At 74.6% G+C, this 14,675-nt stretch carries 15 protein-coding genes; 11 read left to right on the forward strand and 4 right to left on the reverse strand.

Going from position 1 to position 14,675, the window contains the following annotated elements; translation table 11 throughout:
• Nucleotides 1-66 precede the first annotated feature (66 nt).
• Nucleotides 67-864: an LLM class flavin-dependent oxidoreductase gene (locus AH6_RS12765; RefSeq protein ID WP_067478851.1), complete on the forward strand. Its 798-nt coding sequence runs from the start codon at nucleotides 67-69 to the stop codon at nucleotides 862-864.
• Here AH6_RS12765 and AH6_RS12770 read toward each other — a convergent pair.
• Both AH6_RS12770 and AH6_RS12775 read right to left on the reverse strand, forming a co-directional pair.
• Nucleotides 861-2,006, reverse strand: a complete 1,146-nt coding sequence (locus AH6_RS12770; RefSeq protein ID WP_067478854.1) for an acyl-CoA dehydrogenase family protein — start codon at nucleotides 2,004-2,006, stop codon at nucleotides 861-863. The two genes, AH6_RS12765 and AH6_RS12770, sit on opposite strands and share 4 nt — an antisense overlap.
• 8 nt (nucleotides 2,007-2,014) lie before the next feature.
• Entirely contained in the window at nucleotides 2,015-3,631 is a 1,617-nt protein-coding gene (locus AH6_RS12775; RefSeq protein WP_067478857.1) for an AMP-binding protein, read from the reverse strand.
• A gap of 219 nt (nucleotides 3,632-3,850) precedes the next feature.
• On the opposite strand from AH6_RS12775, the gene AH6_RS12780 reads away from it, so the two are divergent.
• From AH6_RS12780 to AH6_RS12795, 4 genes are all read left to right on the forward strand, one after another.
• Nucleotides 3,851-4,726, forward strand: a complete 876-nt coding sequence (locus AH6_RS12780; protein ID WP_067478860.1) for a family 3 encapsulin nanocompartment shell protein — start codon at nucleotides 3,851-3,853, stop codon at nucleotides 4,724-4,726.
• Entirely contained in the window at nucleotides 4,719-5,627 is a 909-nt protein-coding gene (locus AH6_RS12785; protein WP_067478862.1) for a sulfotransferase family protein, read from the forward strand. The genes AH6_RS12780 and AH6_RS12785 overlap by 8 nt, the downstream gene beginning before the upstream one ends.
• A gap of 61 nt (nucleotides 5,628-5,688) precedes the next feature.
• Nucleotides 5,689-6,459 (forward strand): SDR family NAD(P)-dependent oxidoreductase, encoded by a 771-nt coding sequence (locus AH6_RS12790; protein WP_067478865.1) that lies wholly within the window; start codon nucleotides 5,689-5,691, stop codon nucleotides 6,457-6,459.
• Nucleotides 6,459-7,643 carry an MFS transporter gene (locus tag AH6_RS12795; protein ID WP_083982705.1) on the forward strand — a complete coding sequence of 395 codons (1,185 nt, stop codon included), beginning with the start codon at nucleotides 6,459-6,461 and terminating at the stop codon, nucleotides 7,641-7,643. The genes AH6_RS12790 and AH6_RS12795 overlap by 1 nt, the downstream gene beginning before the upstream one ends.
• On the opposite strand, the gene AH6_RS12800 is transcribed toward AH6_RS12795, so the two are convergent.
• A complete protein-coding gene (locus AH6_RS12800) occupies nucleotides 7,627-9,066 on the reverse strand; it encodes a M20/M25/M40 family metallo-hydrolase (protein WP_067478870.1) in 1,440 nt (479 codons plus the stop codon). The genes AH6_RS12795 and AH6_RS12800 overlap by 17 nt on opposite strands.
• A 220-nt stretch (nucleotides 9,067-9,286) precedes the next feature.
• Between AH6_RS12800 and lysW the strand changes: the two genes are divergently transcribed.
• The 6 genes from lysW to AH6_RS12830 are packed head-to-tail and all read left to right on the forward strand — an operon-like array spanning nucleotide 9,287 to nucleotide 13,936.
• Nucleotides 9,287-9,451: a lysine biosynthesis protein LysW gene (gene lysW / locus AH6_RS45285; RefSeq protein ID WP_067478873.1), complete on the forward strand. Its 165-nt coding sequence runs from the start codon at nucleotides 9,287-9,289 to the stop codon at nucleotides 9,449-9,451.
• Nucleotides 9,448-10,296 carry a RimK family alpha-L-glutamate ligase gene (locus tag AH6_RS12810; RefSeq protein ID WP_218005794.1) on the forward strand — a complete coding sequence of 283 codons (849 nt, stop codon included), beginning with the start codon at nucleotides 9,448-9,450 and terminating at the stop codon, nucleotides 10,294-10,296. The genes lysW and AH6_RS12810 overlap by 4 nt, the downstream gene beginning before the upstream one ends.
• Nucleotides 10,289-11,314 carry an N-acetyl-gamma-glutamyl-phosphate reductase gene (argC, locus tag AH6_RS12815; protein ID WP_067478877.1) on the forward strand — a complete coding sequence of 342 codons (1,026 nt, stop codon included), beginning with the start codon at nucleotides 10,289-10,291 and terminating at the stop codon, nucleotides 11,312-11,314. Before AH6_RS12810 ends, argC begins: the two co-directional genes overlap by 8 nt.
• A complete protein-coding gene (locus AH6_RS12820) occupies nucleotides 11,314-12,162 on the forward strand; it encodes a [LysW]-aminoadipate kinase (protein WP_067478880.1) in 849 nt (282 codons plus the stop codon). The genes argC and AH6_RS12820 overlap by 1 nt, the downstream gene beginning before the upstream one ends.
• Entirely contained in the window at nucleotides 12,159-13,007 is an 849-nt protein-coding gene (locus tag AH6_RS12825) for a transketolase (protein ID WP_245679292.1), read from the forward strand. Before AH6_RS12820 ends, AH6_RS12825 begins: the two co-directional genes overlap by 4 nt.
• Nucleotides 13,004-13,936, forward strand: coding sequence for a transketolase family protein (locus AH6_RS12830; RefSeq protein WP_067478883.1), 933 nt, complete (start codon nucleotides 13,004-13,006; stop codon nucleotides 13,934-13,936). The genes AH6_RS12825 and AH6_RS12830 overlap by 4 nt, the downstream gene beginning before the upstream one ends.
• Here AH6_RS12830 and AH6_RS12835 read toward each other — a convergent pair.
• Entirely contained in the window at nucleotides 13,923-14,585 is a 663-nt protein-coding gene (locus AH6_RS12835) for a response regulator (RefSeq protein WP_067478886.1), read from the reverse strand. The two genes, AH6_RS12830 and AH6_RS12835, sit on opposite strands and share 14 nt — an antisense overlap.
• Between the last annotated feature and the right edge of the window lie 90 nt (nucleotides 14,586-14,675).

Genomic DNA, 14,675 nt, shown 5'->3' on the forward strand with positions numbered 1-14,675 from the left:
CGGAGCGTCGTCCGGGCGGGCCGGGGCGGGATGTGATCGGGTACGGCCCGTCGAGAGGAGAGCCCGATGCGGCACGCGCTGTACCTTCCGCCCTTCGGTGAGCTGGCCGACCCCGCCGTGCTCGCCGACCTGGCGGCGCGGGCGGAGGAGGCCGGGTTCGACGGGGTGTTCCTGTGGGATCACCTCGTGCGGCCGGACCGGCCCGACCTCGCCGTCTGTGACGCGTGGATCGCGCTGGCGGCCATCGCCGCGCGCACCGGACGCGTCACGATCGGCACCAGGGTCACCCCGCTGTCGCGCCGCAGGCCGCAGGAGGTGGCGCGCCAGGCCGTCGCGATCGACCAGCTCAGCGCGGGACGCTTCGTCCTGGGCGTGGGGCTCGGCGGCGACAACGGCGGCGAGCTGTCCAGGCTGGGCGAGGTCGACGACGCGCGCACGCGCGCCGAGATGCTCGACGAGGGCCTGGACGTCATCTGCCGGATGTGGTCGGGCGCACCGGTGGACCACCGGGGACGCCACTACCGCGTCGAGGGGCTGCGGTTCCTGCCGCGCCCGGTCCAGCGCCCGCGCATCCCGATCTGGGTCGCCGCCCAGTCGGTCAAGCCGGGTCCGCTGCGGCGGGCCGCCCGGTTCGACGGCCTGTGCCCGGAGACCACGCCCGACGGGCTGCGTGAGATGCTCGCCGAGATCGAACGTCGCCGGGGCGGACTCGACGGCTTCGAGGTGGCGGTGGGCGGCCCTCCGGGCGACGACCCCGAGCCCTACCGGCAGGCCGGTGCCACCTGGTGGCTGGTTCAGTTCCCCGAGATCACCAGCGTTGCCGAGGTGGCCGCCGTCATCGCCGCAGGCGTGGCACCGTCCTAGGGAGCGTGGTCGCGGCCCAGGAGCTGGCGGGCGAGCACCAGGCGGGTGGCCCCGGCGGTGCCGTCGCCCAGCTCGGTGCCGATCAGGTCGCGGAGGCGGCGGGCGAGCGGCAGGTCCTCGGACCAGGCTTGGTGGCCGAAGGTGAGCAGGGCTTGGTGGGCGGCGTCCACGGCGGCTTTCGGGGCCCACCACTTGGCCATGTTCGCCTCCTTGCGGTGGTCGAGGCCCGCGTCCTTGCGCCACAGTGCCTCGTACGCGACGAGGCGGGCCATGTGCAGGGCGGTCGCGTGCTCGACCAGCGGGAACGCGACGCCCTGGTACATCCCGATCGGGCGGCCGAACGTCTCCCGGACGCGGGCATGGTCGAACGCCTCGCGCAGGGAGGCCGACGCCGCGCCCACGGCCATCAGCGCGATCAGGGCCCGCGAGTAGTCGAACCCGCGCATCACCTGGATGAACCCCAGGCCGGGCCCGCCGATGACGTTGTCCTGCTCCACGGCCACGCCGTCGAACGTCAGGGTGGAGCGGCCACCGGAACGGCTGCCCAGGTCGTGTAGTGGGGTGCGGGTGATTCCGGGCGCGTCCAGCGGCGTGAAGAAGGCGGTGACGCCTCGCGCGCCTGCGCCGCCTGTCCGGGCGAACACCAGGCCGTGCGTCGCGTACGCGCCGAGCATGGTGGACGTTTTCACGCCGTGCAGCGTCCAGCCGCTTCCGGATTCGTCCGCCCGCATCTCCACGTTCGCCGCGTCCGTCCCGTGGTCGGGCTCGGTCAGGCACAGCGCCAGCACGGATTCCCCGGCGGCGACGGCGGGCAACCAGCGTCGGCACTGCTCGGCGGTCGCGTTGTTGTCCAGGATCGCCCCGATCAGCGCCGCGTTCAGCACGGCGTAGCAGGGTGTCAGGTCGCCCGCCGCCAGCTCTTCCAGCGCGATGCCGAGGCTCACCGAGTCCGCGCCGCGCCCGCCGTAGGCCGTGGGCACGCCCAGGGCGAACAACTCCTGCGCGGCCAGTTCGGCGAACAGGCCGTCGCGGAAGCGGCCCGTGCGGTCGGCCTCGGCGGCGAGCGGGGCCATCCGGTCGGCGGTGAACTCCCGGATCCGCTTGGCCAGGGCCTCCTGGTCGGGGGAGAACGCGAAGTCCATGGGTCTCCTCAGCCTTCGCCGCGCAACCGCTCGCGGAGCACGAACTTCTGGATCTTGCCGGAGGGGGTCTTGGGCAGGGCGTCGGCGAACTCCAGCCGCTCGGGCCAGTACTGCTTGGCCATGCCCAGCCCGGCCAGGTGCGCCTGGACGTCGGCGAGGCTCGGCCGGGAGCCCGTGCAGACCAGCACCGCGCAGGCCCGCTCGCCCAGCCGCTCGTCGGGGTAGCCGACCACCGCGACGTCCCGGACGGCCCCGTGCCGCAGCAGGGCCGCCTCGACCTCCACGACCGGGATCTTCTCCGCGCCGCGCGAGATGAGGTCCTTGACCCGCCCGGCGATGCGGATGCCGCCGTACCCGTCGTCGCGCGCCAGGTCGCCGGTGTCGAACCAGCCGTCCGGCGTCAGCGACGCCGCGTACACCTCGGCCCGGTGGAAGTAGCCGAGGCACTGGCTCGCGCCGCGCACCTGGAGCGCCCCGACGGCCCCCGCGTCACCGCCCGCGACGCGCACCTCCATGCCCGGGACGGGCGTGCCGTCGCTCTCGGCCACGCGCATCGGCGGGTCCTCCGGCCGGGTGATCGTGACGCAGCCGTTCTCGGTCATGCCCCACAGCGCGTAGAGGCGGCAGCCCAGCACCTCCCGGGCCTGCTCGACCACCACCGGCGGGATCGGCGCGCTGCCCGTGGCGAACACGCCGAGCCGCGACAGGTCGCGCGGCGCGCCGCGCTGCGCCTCGATGAGATCGGCCAGGAACGTCGGCGCGCCCATGAAGAAGCTGACGCCCTCCTCCTCCATGATCTGCAACATCGCTTCGGCGTCCCACACGTCCACCTGGACGGACGTCGCGCCGAGCAGCAGCGGCATGAGGAAGTTCCAGGTGAAGCCCGCTTGGTGGGTGGTCGGGGAGCCCATCGCGGTCACCTCGTCGCCGGTCAGGTGCAGGACGTCGGCCTGCGCCTTGTTCATGGCGTAGAGGGTGTTGTGCGAGTGGACGACGCCCTTGGGCTCGCCGGTCGTCCCCGACGTGAAGATCACCTGGAAGGGGTCGTCCGGCCCGGCCGCCGCGTCCGCCGGGACGGGCGTCCAGTCGCCGCCGAGCAGGTCGCGGTCGAAGTCCAGGACGCCGGGCCCGCCGCTCTCGGGCGCGCCGAGCAGCACCCGGTGCCGCAGGCCGGGCACGTCGGCGGCGATCTCGGCCGCCATGTCGCCGTAGGAGAAGCCGCGCCACTCGGCCGCCGCGACGTAGACGGGGCTCCCGGTCAGCCGCAACGCGAACTCGACCTCCCGGCGGCGCATGATCGGCACGATCGGGCCGATGGCCGCGCCGACCCGCGCGCACGCGAGGGTGAGCGCGACGAACCGCCAGTCGTTGGGCAGTTGGGCCGCGACCACGTCGCCGCGTCGCACGCCGAGCCCGGCCAGGCCCGCCGCCAGCCGCTCGACGGTGTCGGCGAGCTCGGCCCACGTCAGCGTCTCGCGCGGGCCGCCGGCGACGTGCCGGGTGACGAGCGCGGTCCGGTCGGGGGTGGCGCGGGCGGCCCGGCGCAGGTCGTCAAGGAAGGTCTCGTCGCGCCACCAGCCGGAGGCGCGCCAGGCGTCGGCGTCTGCTGTCGGAAGGGTCGGCATGCCCGCATCTTGCGAGGCGGCCCGGAGGCGCGGAAACCTCCCGGCGTCGACAACATGTGGACACGTGGGCGGGCCCGCGTAATGAGACCATGGAGACGGATGTCAACGTGGCGTTGAGATCCGTCCTCGTCGTGTGGATGTGCGGAGACCGACGGTGTCCTTAGCTGAGATCGGCTTGAGCTGAACCCGGCAGAGCTGAACCCGGTAGAAGGGACACGCATGTCCATCGACCATGCAGCGCAGCGCGTCGCGTTGGCGGACCCCGTTCTCGACCGCCGCACGCCAGGCGAGGAGTTCGCCTGGGCCGTGGCGGGGGCTCCGCAGGGCACCGACGTCGTCGTGCCGTTCCGGGTCGCGCTTCCGCAGTCGTTCCCGCTGTTCGGCACGCGCCCGCGCTACGCGGTGCGGCATCTGCTGAAGACGGCGACGGTGCCCGACCGCGCCGTCCCGTACGTGCACGAAGCGCCGCCGCCCGGCCCCGCGCAGGCGGGCACGACCTACGCGAGCGTGCCGGAGTCGGGGTTCACGCCGTCCATCCGGTCCGCCGCCCTGACCGACCTGGCGGTCACCGTCCCGCTGCCCAAGGGCCTGGTGGACGAGCCGTCGCTGCTGGCGGCCTTCATCGACTACCGCGTGCTGGTGCGCCTGTCGGCGGTGGAGAACGAGGCGCTGCTGCACGGCACCCCGGACGGCGTGATCGAGGGCCTGCTGACGCTCCCGCAGGCACGTCGCGGCCCCCTGGCCGGTGACCTGGGCGACGTGCTGACGACGGCCGCCGCCGAGGTGGAGACGACGGGCGGCTCGTGCGACGGCGCGGTCGTCCACCCGGCCGTCTACTGGCGGCTCGTCCGCGACGGTCTGCTGGGCCAGCTCAACGCGGCGGGGATCACGGTGTCCCGCACGCGGATGATCGCGGCGAATCAAGTGCTGCTGGGCGACTTCAAGGCCGCCGTCACGCTGCTCGACCCGGGCGTGGGCTCGCTCGTCCTGCGCCAGGGGGCGGGCCCGGACGGCACCGACCTCGTGGAGGCGCGCACGCGCAGCGGCCTGGCCCTGCACCTGCCGCAACACTTCCTCCTGCTGGCCGATGACTGACGCGCCCGTACGCGTCCTGTACATCACGGGATGGCTGCGCACGGGGAGCACCCTGCTCGGCAACGTCCTCAACGAGCTGCCCGACGTGTTCCACGCGGGGGAGCTGCACTACCTGTGGCGCAACGGCGTCCTGCGCACCGGCACCAACACGCTGTGCGGATGCGGCAAGGACCTGGCCGACTGCGCCCTGTGGTCGGCGGTCCTGGCCGGACAGGATCCCGACCTGGCCCGACGCATGGAGACCTGGCAGCAGACGTTGCTGCGCACGCGCCACACCGCGCGCCGCCTGGCCGAGGCCCGGGGTGGCCAGGCCGCCCCCGGTGTGCGCGAAGCCCTGGATCAGATGGTCAATCTCTACGAGACCGTGGCCCGGCACAGCGGGGCCCGCACCATTGTGGACGGCTCGAAGTACCCGGCCGAGCCTGCGGCGCTCCTCGGCCGGCCGGACATCGACCTCCGCATCGTCCACCTCGTCCGCGACCCCCGAGCCATCGCGTACTCCTACCGCAAGAGCAAGGACTACATCGACCCGCGCACGCCGACCGACAGCACCCGCCACTGGACCGGCGCGAACACCGCGTCCGAGCTGGCGGGCCGCGCCGCCGCAGGCCGCTACCTGCGCGTCCGCCACGAGGACCTGGCCGCCGAACCGCGCACGACGCTCGCGCGGGTGATGGCGTTCGCCGGGCTGCCCGGCGACCCGCCCGTGACCGCCGACGGCACCGCCGTCCTCGGCGTCAACCACACCGTCACCGGCAACCCCGACCGGCTGCGGCGCGGCCCGGTCGCGATCCGGCCGGACGGCTCCTGGCGGGACGGGTTGTCGCCGCGCGACGCGGCGGTCGCCACCGCGCTCGCCGGGCCGCTGCTGCGCCGCTACCGCTACCCGCTACGGCCCTGATCGAGAGGCCGCCGGACCCACCGACGACGGCGCGCCGGGCGCGCGAGAGGGAGGAGACACGATGGACCTCGGACTGACCGGGCGGGTCGCCCTGGTGGCGGCGGCGAGCAGCGGGCTGGGGCTCGCCGTCGCCCGCACCCTGGCCGCCGAGGGGGCGCACGTGGCGATCTGCGCCCGCGACCCCGACCGGCTGGCCCGCGCGCACGCGGAGATCGACGCCTGCGGCCCCGGCCGGGTGACCAGCACGTCCGTGGACCTGACCGACGACGACGCGGCCGCCGCGTGGGTGCGGGACACGGCCGCCGAGCTGGGCGCGCTGCACATCGTGGTGACGAACTCCGGCGGGGTTCCGCACGGCCCCGTGGACGCCTTCGACACCGGGACCTACCGCGAAGCGCTCGCCGACAACACCGTCCCGCACGTGGCCGTGGCGCTGGCGGCCCTGCCGTATCTGACCCGGGCGGGCTGGGGCCGCATCGTGATGATCACCTCGGAGGCCGTCCGGCAGCCGCTCGCCGACACGGCGCTGTCGGCGGTGGCGCGGCTGGGCGTGCTCGGCTTCGCGAAGGGGCTGGTGCACTCGCTGGGTGCGCAGGGCGTGACGGTGAACGTGCTGGCCCCGGGCTTCCACCGCACTCCGGCTCTGGACGCGCAGTTCGGCGAGGACGTCGAGCAGGCCGTAGCGGAGGTGGCGAAGGGCCTGCCGCTAGGCCGGGTAGGAAGGGCGGAGGACTTCGGCGCGCTGGCGGCGTTCCTGGCCAGCGAGCAGGCGTCGTTCGTCACCGGGACGGTGTTGCTGGCCGACGGCGGCAACACGCGCGGACTGAGCTGATGGAGCGCCTCCCCCAAGACACATCCCCGGAGACTCCGCCCGCCGCGCCGGGGCCTGCCTGGTGGAAGGTGTTCGCGGGGCTGCTCGTCGCTCTGTTCACCACGTTCGCCGGGTTCGGGGCGGTCGTGCCCGTGCTGCCTCGGCTCGTGGTGGGGGACTACGGCGGGTCGCCGTTCGTCGTCGGGGCCGCGTTCACGTGTACGGCCGTGGTCGCGTTGCTCGCTCGGCCTTACGGCGGGCAGCTCGCGCAGCGGTTCGGGTGTCGGCGGGTGATGGTGGCAGGGTCGGCCATTGCCGTGGTTGTTGGGGTGCTCTACACGTTGCCGTTAGGGCTGCCCGGGTTGTTCGCCGCTCGGCTCGTGATGGGGGTCGGTGAGGCGCTGCTGTTCACCGCCGGGTCCGTGTGGACGGTGCAGCTCGCGCCCGAGCACCGTCGTGGCCAGGTCGTCGGTTGGTATGGGCTGGCCATGTGGAGCGGGTTCATGGCCGGACCCGTCCTCGGCGAAGTGCTCTACCGGACTGGCTCGTACGCCGCCGTGTGGGCCGCCGCTATCGCCCTGCCCGTGGTCGCGCTGCTCGTGTTGTCCCGGCTGCCGCGTGACGAGGAGATCGGTGCGGCCGTCTCCCGCCGCCTGCTGCCGCCCGCCGCGATCCTGCCCGGCCTCTCGCTCGGCGCGGGCGCGTTCGGCTACGCCGTGCTCGTCAGCTTCGGCGCGCTGGCGCTGGCCGATCGCGGCATCCCCAACGGGCCGGTGCTGCTCAGCGTGTTCAGCGCCGCGTACGTGGGGGTGCGGCTGCTGGCCGGGCGGCTGCCCGACCGCGTCGGCCCGGTCACGGTGATCGTGGTGTCCAGCGTGTGCGAGGCGGCGGGGCTGCTGCTCATCGGCTTCGCGCCGTCGTGGTGGGTCACCGCGCTGGGCGCGCTGGTCGCGGGCGGCGGGTTCACGCTGCTCTACCCGTCGCTGGCGCTGATCACGATCGACCGCGCGCCCGAGTCGGAGCGGGGCGCGGCGCTCGGCGCGGTCAGCTCCTTCTTCGACGTGGCGGTGGGCATCGCGGGGTTCGTCGGCGGCGCGGTGGCCGAGCTGAGCTACTCCGCGACGTTCGCGCTGGCCGCGCTGCTGGTGCTGGGCTCGTTGCCGCTGGTGCCGCTCGCCGCGCGCAGGGTCAGGCCGGAGAGTTGAGCCAGTCGCGGACGGCCGCCGCCAGCACCGTCCGGGCGTGCCGGTACTCGGCGGCGTCGAGCCGTTCGTGCGGGGTGTGGTCGAGGCGGGCGTCGCCGGGGCCGTAGGCGACCATCGGCACGTCCGTCCACGTCGTGGCCAGGGTGTTCATGTCGCTGCTGCCCTTCTTCGCCAGGTGCCGGGGCGTGCTGCCCGCCGCGCGCAGCGCCCGCGTGAACGCGCGGACCAGGCCGGTCGAGCGCGGCGTCGCGACGCCCGGCGTGCAGCGCAGGAACTCGACGGTCACCGGTGCTTCGACGGACGCGCGGACGGCGGCGCGCAGGTCCGTGGTGGCGGTGCGCGGTGGCACCCGCACGTCGATCACCGCCTCTCCGGCTTGTACGTCGCCCCGGTTGCGGGCGTCCACGCCGAGCACCGCCACCAGCGCGTCCGGGCTGAGCAGGGCCACTGCGGACCGGACGGCCGCCGCCGCGTCCACCAGCCGGTCTGCGGCGGTGCGCACGCCCCGTCCGGCGGTGTGCGCGGTGGGCTCGCGCACCGCCAAGCGGATCTTGCACAGGCCGTAGTAGCCGACGGTCAGCGCGTGCGCTCCGCTCGGCTCGCCGACCACGACCGCGTCGGCAGGGTAGTGGTCACGGACGTGGAACGCGCCGTTGGAGGTGGTCTCCTCCTGCACCGCGCCGACCACGCGAACCTGGGCGTCGGCGGGGACGTCCAGCTCGGCGAGCGTCTGGAGGTAGGCGACCAGGCTCGCCTTCGCGTCCACGCTGCCGCGCCCGGTCAGGACCTCGCCGTGCCAGCGCGCGGGCCAGCGGTGCGGGACGGTGTCGAGGTGCCCGAGCAGCAGCAGCCGCCGGGGGCCTGTCCCGCGTGTCGCTACCAGGTTGCCCACCGCGTCCACGGTTGCGTCCAAGCCCTGTTCGACGCACCACGCGGCGAGGAAATCGGCCACGTCTCGCTCGTCGCCCGACACCGAGGAGATCTGGACGGCTCGGGAGAGCAGTTCGAGGTCGGCGGCGGCTGCTGCGGTCCGCCACAGCCGCGTCCCGGCCAGGGGCGACAGTGTGTCTTGGGCGCATACGACCACGTCAGCGGCTAGGTCGCCCAGATCCACGTCTTTCGTGCCGGGGGCGAGCCGCACGTGGTCGGCGGCGAGGTCGCGGGCGAGGGCCAGCACGTCGGCGACGGTCTTCACCTCGGCCGTCACGACGTCGGCATGGTCCAGCAGGACGCCGAGCGCGCCGGCGTCCTGCCCGGTCAGCACCGCCAGGCCGCGAGCGCGCAGCGCGTCCGCCGGGGCCGGGCGGCCGACGGCCAGCACCCGGCCGCGTGCGGCGAGTTCGGCGAGGTCGTCCAGCACGCCGGGGCCCGGCACGGGCGGCAGTTGCACCACGGTCAGGGGGCGGTAAGCGGGCACGGCCATGCGGCTCCCTGCTCTCCGGGGATCGTCGCTCGGGCCATGCTCACACGCGCCCCGCCGGGCCTCCGTCAGCCGCGCGTCGACCCCGGCGGCCCGGCCGCGTCCACCCGGCCGCCCCTCCGCGTCCACCCCGGTTCGACGCCTGGCCGACGCCCGCTTCGGCACCGGTCTCCCTACGATCGCAGCGCGTGCCGCCCGGCCGCCCCGCCCCGAAGGGACAACCATGATCAGCTGCCCGGAGTGCGAGGGCGCGGTGGCCCTCGCCGAACCGCCCCACCTCAACGAGATCGTCGCCTGCCCCGAGTGCGCCGGCGAGCTGGAGGTCGTCGGCGTGGACCCGGTCGCGCTCGCCCCCGCGCCGGAGGTCGAGGAGGACTGGGGCGAGTGAGCGGCCCGGTCGTCGTGCTCGCCTCGCGGGTGCGGACGGAGGAGAAACGTGTCCTGGCGGCGCTGCGGGACCGCGGCGTGGACTGCGCGCACGCGGACACGCGCACGCTGTCCGGGACGCCGGCCGGGCCCGCCGGGGACCGGCCGCTGGTGCTCAACCGCGAGATCGGGCAGGCGCGCGCCGCGTACGCCGCCACGCTGCTGGAGGCGCAGGGGTCCGTCGTCGTGAACGCCGCCGCCGCCACCGAGGTCTGCGGCGACAAGTGGCGCACCGCGCTGGCCCTGCGCCAGGCGGGCCTGCCCATCCCGCGCACACACCTCGCGCTGACGCCGGAGGCGGCGCTCACCGCGCTCGACGAGCTGGGCTACCCCGCCGTCGTCAAGCCGCTGGTCGGCTCGTGGGGGCGGCTGGTCACCCGCGTGTCGGACCGTGCCATGGCCGCCGCCGTCCTGGAGCACGTCGCCGCGCTGCCCTCGCCTCGCGCGCACATCGTCCTCGCGCAGGAGCTCATCGACGGCGGCCGCAACATCCGGATCGTGGTGGTCGGCGGCGAAGCGCTCGGCGCGACCTGGCACCGGGCGGGGGAGTGGCGGGCCAACGTCGCGCGCGGCGCGTCCGCCCAGCGGCTCGCGCCGCGTCCCGACCACGCCAAGCTCGCGGTCCGGGCGGCCGACGCGACCGGCGCGGAGATCGCCGGGGTGGACCTGATCGAGGACGCCGAGGGCCGCGTCCACGTGCTGGAGGTCAACCACGGCGTGGAGTTCACCGGATTCCAGGAGGCCACCGGCGTGGACGTCGCCGGACGCATCGCCGACCACCTGGTCGCGCGGAGGTCCGATGCCTGAGCGCGTGCGCGCCGGGGTCGTCGGGGCCTCCGGTTACATCGGCGGGGAGTTGCTGCGGCTGCTGCTCGGGCATCCGCACGTCGAGGTGGCGACGGCGACGTCCACGCGGTTGGCCGGACGCCGCGTGGACACGGCCCACCCCAACCTGCGCGGCGTCACCGACCTCGCGTTTGTCTCGCCGGAGTCATTGGAGCCGGTGGACGTGCTGTTCCTGGCGACGCCGCACAAGCAGACGATGGCGCGGATGCCGGAGTTTCTGGGCCTGGCCGGGCAGGTGGTGGACCTGTCGGCCGACTTCCGGCTCCGCGACCCCGCCGCCTTCGCCCGCTACTACGGCGAGCCGCACACCGCGCCCGGCCTGCTCGACGGCTTCGCCTGCGGCCTGCCCGAGCTGCACCGCAAGGAGCTGGCCGACGCCGACCGGATCAGCGTGCCCGGCTGCATGGCGACCGCCGCGATCCTGGCCCTGGCCCCGGCCGTCGAGCTGATCGAGCCGGACGTGATCGTGGACGCCCGCACCGGTTCCAGCGGCTCGGGGGCCACCGCCGGGCCCGCCAACACCCACGCCGAACGCAGCGGCGCGCTCCGGGTGTTCGCGCCTACCGGGCACCGGCACGAAGCGGAGATCGCCCAGGCCACCGGGCTGTCGGTGCGAATGACCGCGACCGGCGTCGAGGCGGTGCGCGGCGTGCAGGTGCTCTGCCACGTCCGCCTGGTCGAGGGTGTCGGGGAGCGGGACCTGTGGCGCGCCTATCGGGAGCGGTACGCCGTGGAGCCGTTCGTGCGGCTGGTGGCGCAGCGGCGCGGCCCGCACCGGCTGCCCGATCCGAAGATCCTCTCGGGCTCCAACTTCTGCGATGTCGGGTTCGCGACGGACGGCCAGGGCCGCGCCACGCTCGTCGCCGCGCTGGACAACCTCGTCAAGGGCGGCGCGGGCGGCGCGGTGCAGTCCTTCAACGTGCGCCGGGGCTGGCCGGAGCGGACCGGCCTGGCCTTCCCCGGCCTGCACCCCGTCTGATGCCCGCGCAGCGCCCTCTTGTGGTGAAGGTCGGCGGCCACGCGGCGGTGGACCCGGACGCCGTGTGCGCCGACGTGGCCGAGACCGTCCGCGCCGGGCGTCCCGTGGTGCTCGTGCACGGCGGCTCCGCCGACATCGACCGGCTCGGCGCGCGGCTCGGCGTGCCCGCGCGGCGGCTCACCGCGCCGGACGGCATCACCACCCGGCACACCGACGCGGCGACGCTGGAGGTGGTGCAACTCGCGCTCGCCGGGCTGGTCCGGCCGCGCCTGGTGGCCTGCCTGCTCGCGCACGGCGTCCGCGCGGTCGGGCTCAGCGGCGTGGACGGCGGGCTGCTGCGCGCTCGCCGCAAGGCCGCGCACCGGGCGTGGGAGGACGGGCGGCGCGTCGTCGTCCGCGACGTGCACAGCGGCCGGATCACCGGCGTGGACGCCGCGCTGCTGCACACGCTGCTCGCGGCGGGGGCGCTGCCGGTCGTAGGGCCGCCCGCGCTGGCGGAGGACGGCCGCCCGGTCAACGCCGACGCCGACCGAGTGGCGGCTGCCGTCGCCGCCGCCGTGGGCGCCGGAACGTTGGTGCTGCTCACCGGAGCGCCCGGCGTCCTGGCCGACCCGACGGACGAGACATCCGTGCTCGCCACCTGCGCGGTGCCGCCGGACGGCCCGCCCCCGCACCGGGACGGCGGCATGGGCCTCAAGCTCGTCGCCGCCCGCGAAGCGCTCACCGCCGGAGTCCCCGAGGTGCTGGTCGCGGACGGACGTCGCGCCCAGCCGCTCACCCGAGCCCTGGCAGGCGAGGCGACCCGCATCGAACTGGCCGCGAACACCAAAGAAGGAGGCAACGGGTGAGGGAGCCGGTCGAGGCGACGGAACTGGATGCGCACTGCGCGCGCGTGCGCGAACGGATCGTCGAGATGTGCGCCGGGGCTGAGGGCGGCCATCTAGGCGGCTCGATGTCGCTGGTGGAAATCCTCGTGTCGCTGTATTTCGCGGTGCTGCGCATCGACCCTGCCGATCCGGCCGCGCCCGACCGGGACCGGCTCGTGCTGAGTAAGGGGCACGCGGGCATCGGCCTGTATGCAGTGCTGGCGGAACGGGGGTTCTTCCCGGCCGAGGACCTCGCCGGGTATGCCGAGCCGGGTAGTGCGTTCTCCGCGCATCCGACGCCCGCGATCCCCGGCGTCGAGGTGCCGTCGGGTTCGCTCGGGCACGGCCTGCCGCTCGGCGTCGGGTTCGCGCTGGCCGCGAGGTTGTCGGGATCGGCGCGGCGTTGCTTTGTGGTGCTCGGCGACGGCGAGTTGCAGGAAGGGTCGGTGTGGGAGGCCGCGATGGCCGCCGCGTCCCTACGGCTGGACGGGCTGACCGCCGTCGTCGATCGCAACGGCCTCCAGATCACCGGCGGCACCGAGGACGTCATCGAGCTGGAACCGCTGGCCGACCGGTGGCGGACATTCGGCTGGACGGTGCACGAGGTGGACGGCCACGATCTCGGCGCGCTGGTGGACGTGCTCGGCAAACCCGGGCCGCCGGGCCGCCCGGCGGTGGTCCTGGCCCGTACGGTCAAAGGCCGGGGCCTGCCGTTCGTGGAAGGCCAGGTGCGCAGCCACTACGCCCGCCTCGGTGATCGGCAGCGGCGACGCGCCCAAGCCGTCCTCCGGGCGACGCGTCGGACGTCCGGGCAGGAGGGCCGGTGAGCGCGCGGGCGTGCCGGGACGCCTACCGGGACTTGGTGCCGGAGCTGCTGGCCGCCGACGCCCGCGCGGTGTGCCTGGACAGCGACACCGGGCTGTTCGCGGGGATCGACTTCGGCGGGACGGCCGCACGCTACGTCAACCTCGGCATCGCCGAGCAGAACCTGATGGGCGTGGCGGCCGGGCTCGCGCAGTCCGGGTTCGTCCCGTACGTCAACACGATGGCGGCGTTCGCGGCGACCCGCGCGCTGGAGGCCGTCAAGATCGACATCGCGCTGTGCGGGTTGCCGGTACGGATCATGGCGACCCATGACGGCCTCGCCGCCGGGCACCTCGGCCCCACCCACCACTCCCTGGAGGACCTCGCGGTGATGCGGCTGCTACCAGGGATGACGGTGCTCGTGCCGCACGCCGCGTCGGCCGCCGAGGAGCTGATCCGCCAGTGCGCGGACGTGCCCGGCCCCGTCTACATGCGGCTGGGGCGCAAGGCCGCGCCGGAACCGCCGCCCGGCCTGGAGCCGCTGCGGCTCGGCCGGGCCCAGCCGTTGCGGGACGGCGGGGACGTCACGATCGCCGCCACCGGTCCGTACCCGGTGCTGGCGGCTTTGGGCGCGGCCGACCTGCTGGCGGCGGACGGCGTGCAGGCGCGCGTGCTGAACGTCCACACGGTGCGGCCCTTGGACGTCCAGGCCATCCTGAACGGCTCCCCGGTCGTCACCGTTGAGGAGCACTGGGCGTCCGGTGGGCTCGGCTCGGCCGTCGCCGAAGCGGCGGCCGAACTGCCGGACGGCCCGCGCGTCCTCCGCGTCGCGGTGCCGGATGCGTTCGTGCCCGGCGCGGGCGACCAGGCGTATCTGGTCGCCCGCGCCGGCATCACGCCGGAGGCCGTCGCCGACCGCGCCCGCCGGGCGCTGGGGATCAGTGCGACATGAGCCCGGACCGGTAGGCGAACGACACGAGCTGCGCCCGGTCCTTGAGGTCGAGCTTGGCGCGCAGCCGGTGCAGGTGGGTGCGGACGGTGCTGACGCCGATGAACAGCTCGCCCGCCACCTCCTCCGTCGAGCGGCCCTGCGCGACGAGCAGCAACACCTGCCGTTCGCGCGGGGTCAGCGCGGCGACGGCCGGGCGCAGCAGCTCGCGCGGGTACACCTCGCGCTGGCGGAACCAGTCGACCAGCCGCTCGGTGATCGCGGGGGAGAGCATCGTCTGCCCGCGCGCCGCCGCCCGGATCGTGGCGACGACCTCCTCCCGGGTGGCGTCCTGGGCGAGCAGGCCGTTGGCCCCGGCGCGCAACACCTCGGTCACCGTCTCGTCGTTGTGGGTCATGGTGAACACCACCACCCGCGGCTCGGGGTCCAGGCCCTCCGCGCGCAGCCGCCGGATCAGCTCCAGGCCGGACACGCCGCGCGGCTGGAGCCCGGTGATGACCACGTCGGGACGCCGGGTCCGGGCGAGCATGATCGCGTGGATGCCGCTCTCGGTGGTGTCCAGCACCTCCACGTCCTGCTGGGCCTCCAGTATGGTGTGCAGCCCGTCCCGGACGAGCGGGAGCGCGTCGCACACCAGCACCCTCAGCGGCATATCCGCCGGTTCTCGGTGATCAATTCAGCGTCCCTCCGCAACCGGGCGAAAAGTCCTATTTGTCAAATGATGTCATGGCCGACAAGGGAA

Origin of the sequence: Actinomadura hibisca NBRC 15177 (genome assembly GCF_001552635.1) — a bacterium.
GTDB classification, from domain to species: domain Bacteria; phylum Actinomycetota; class Actinomycetes; order Streptosporangiales; family Streptosporangiaceae; genus Spirillospora; species Spirillospora hibisca.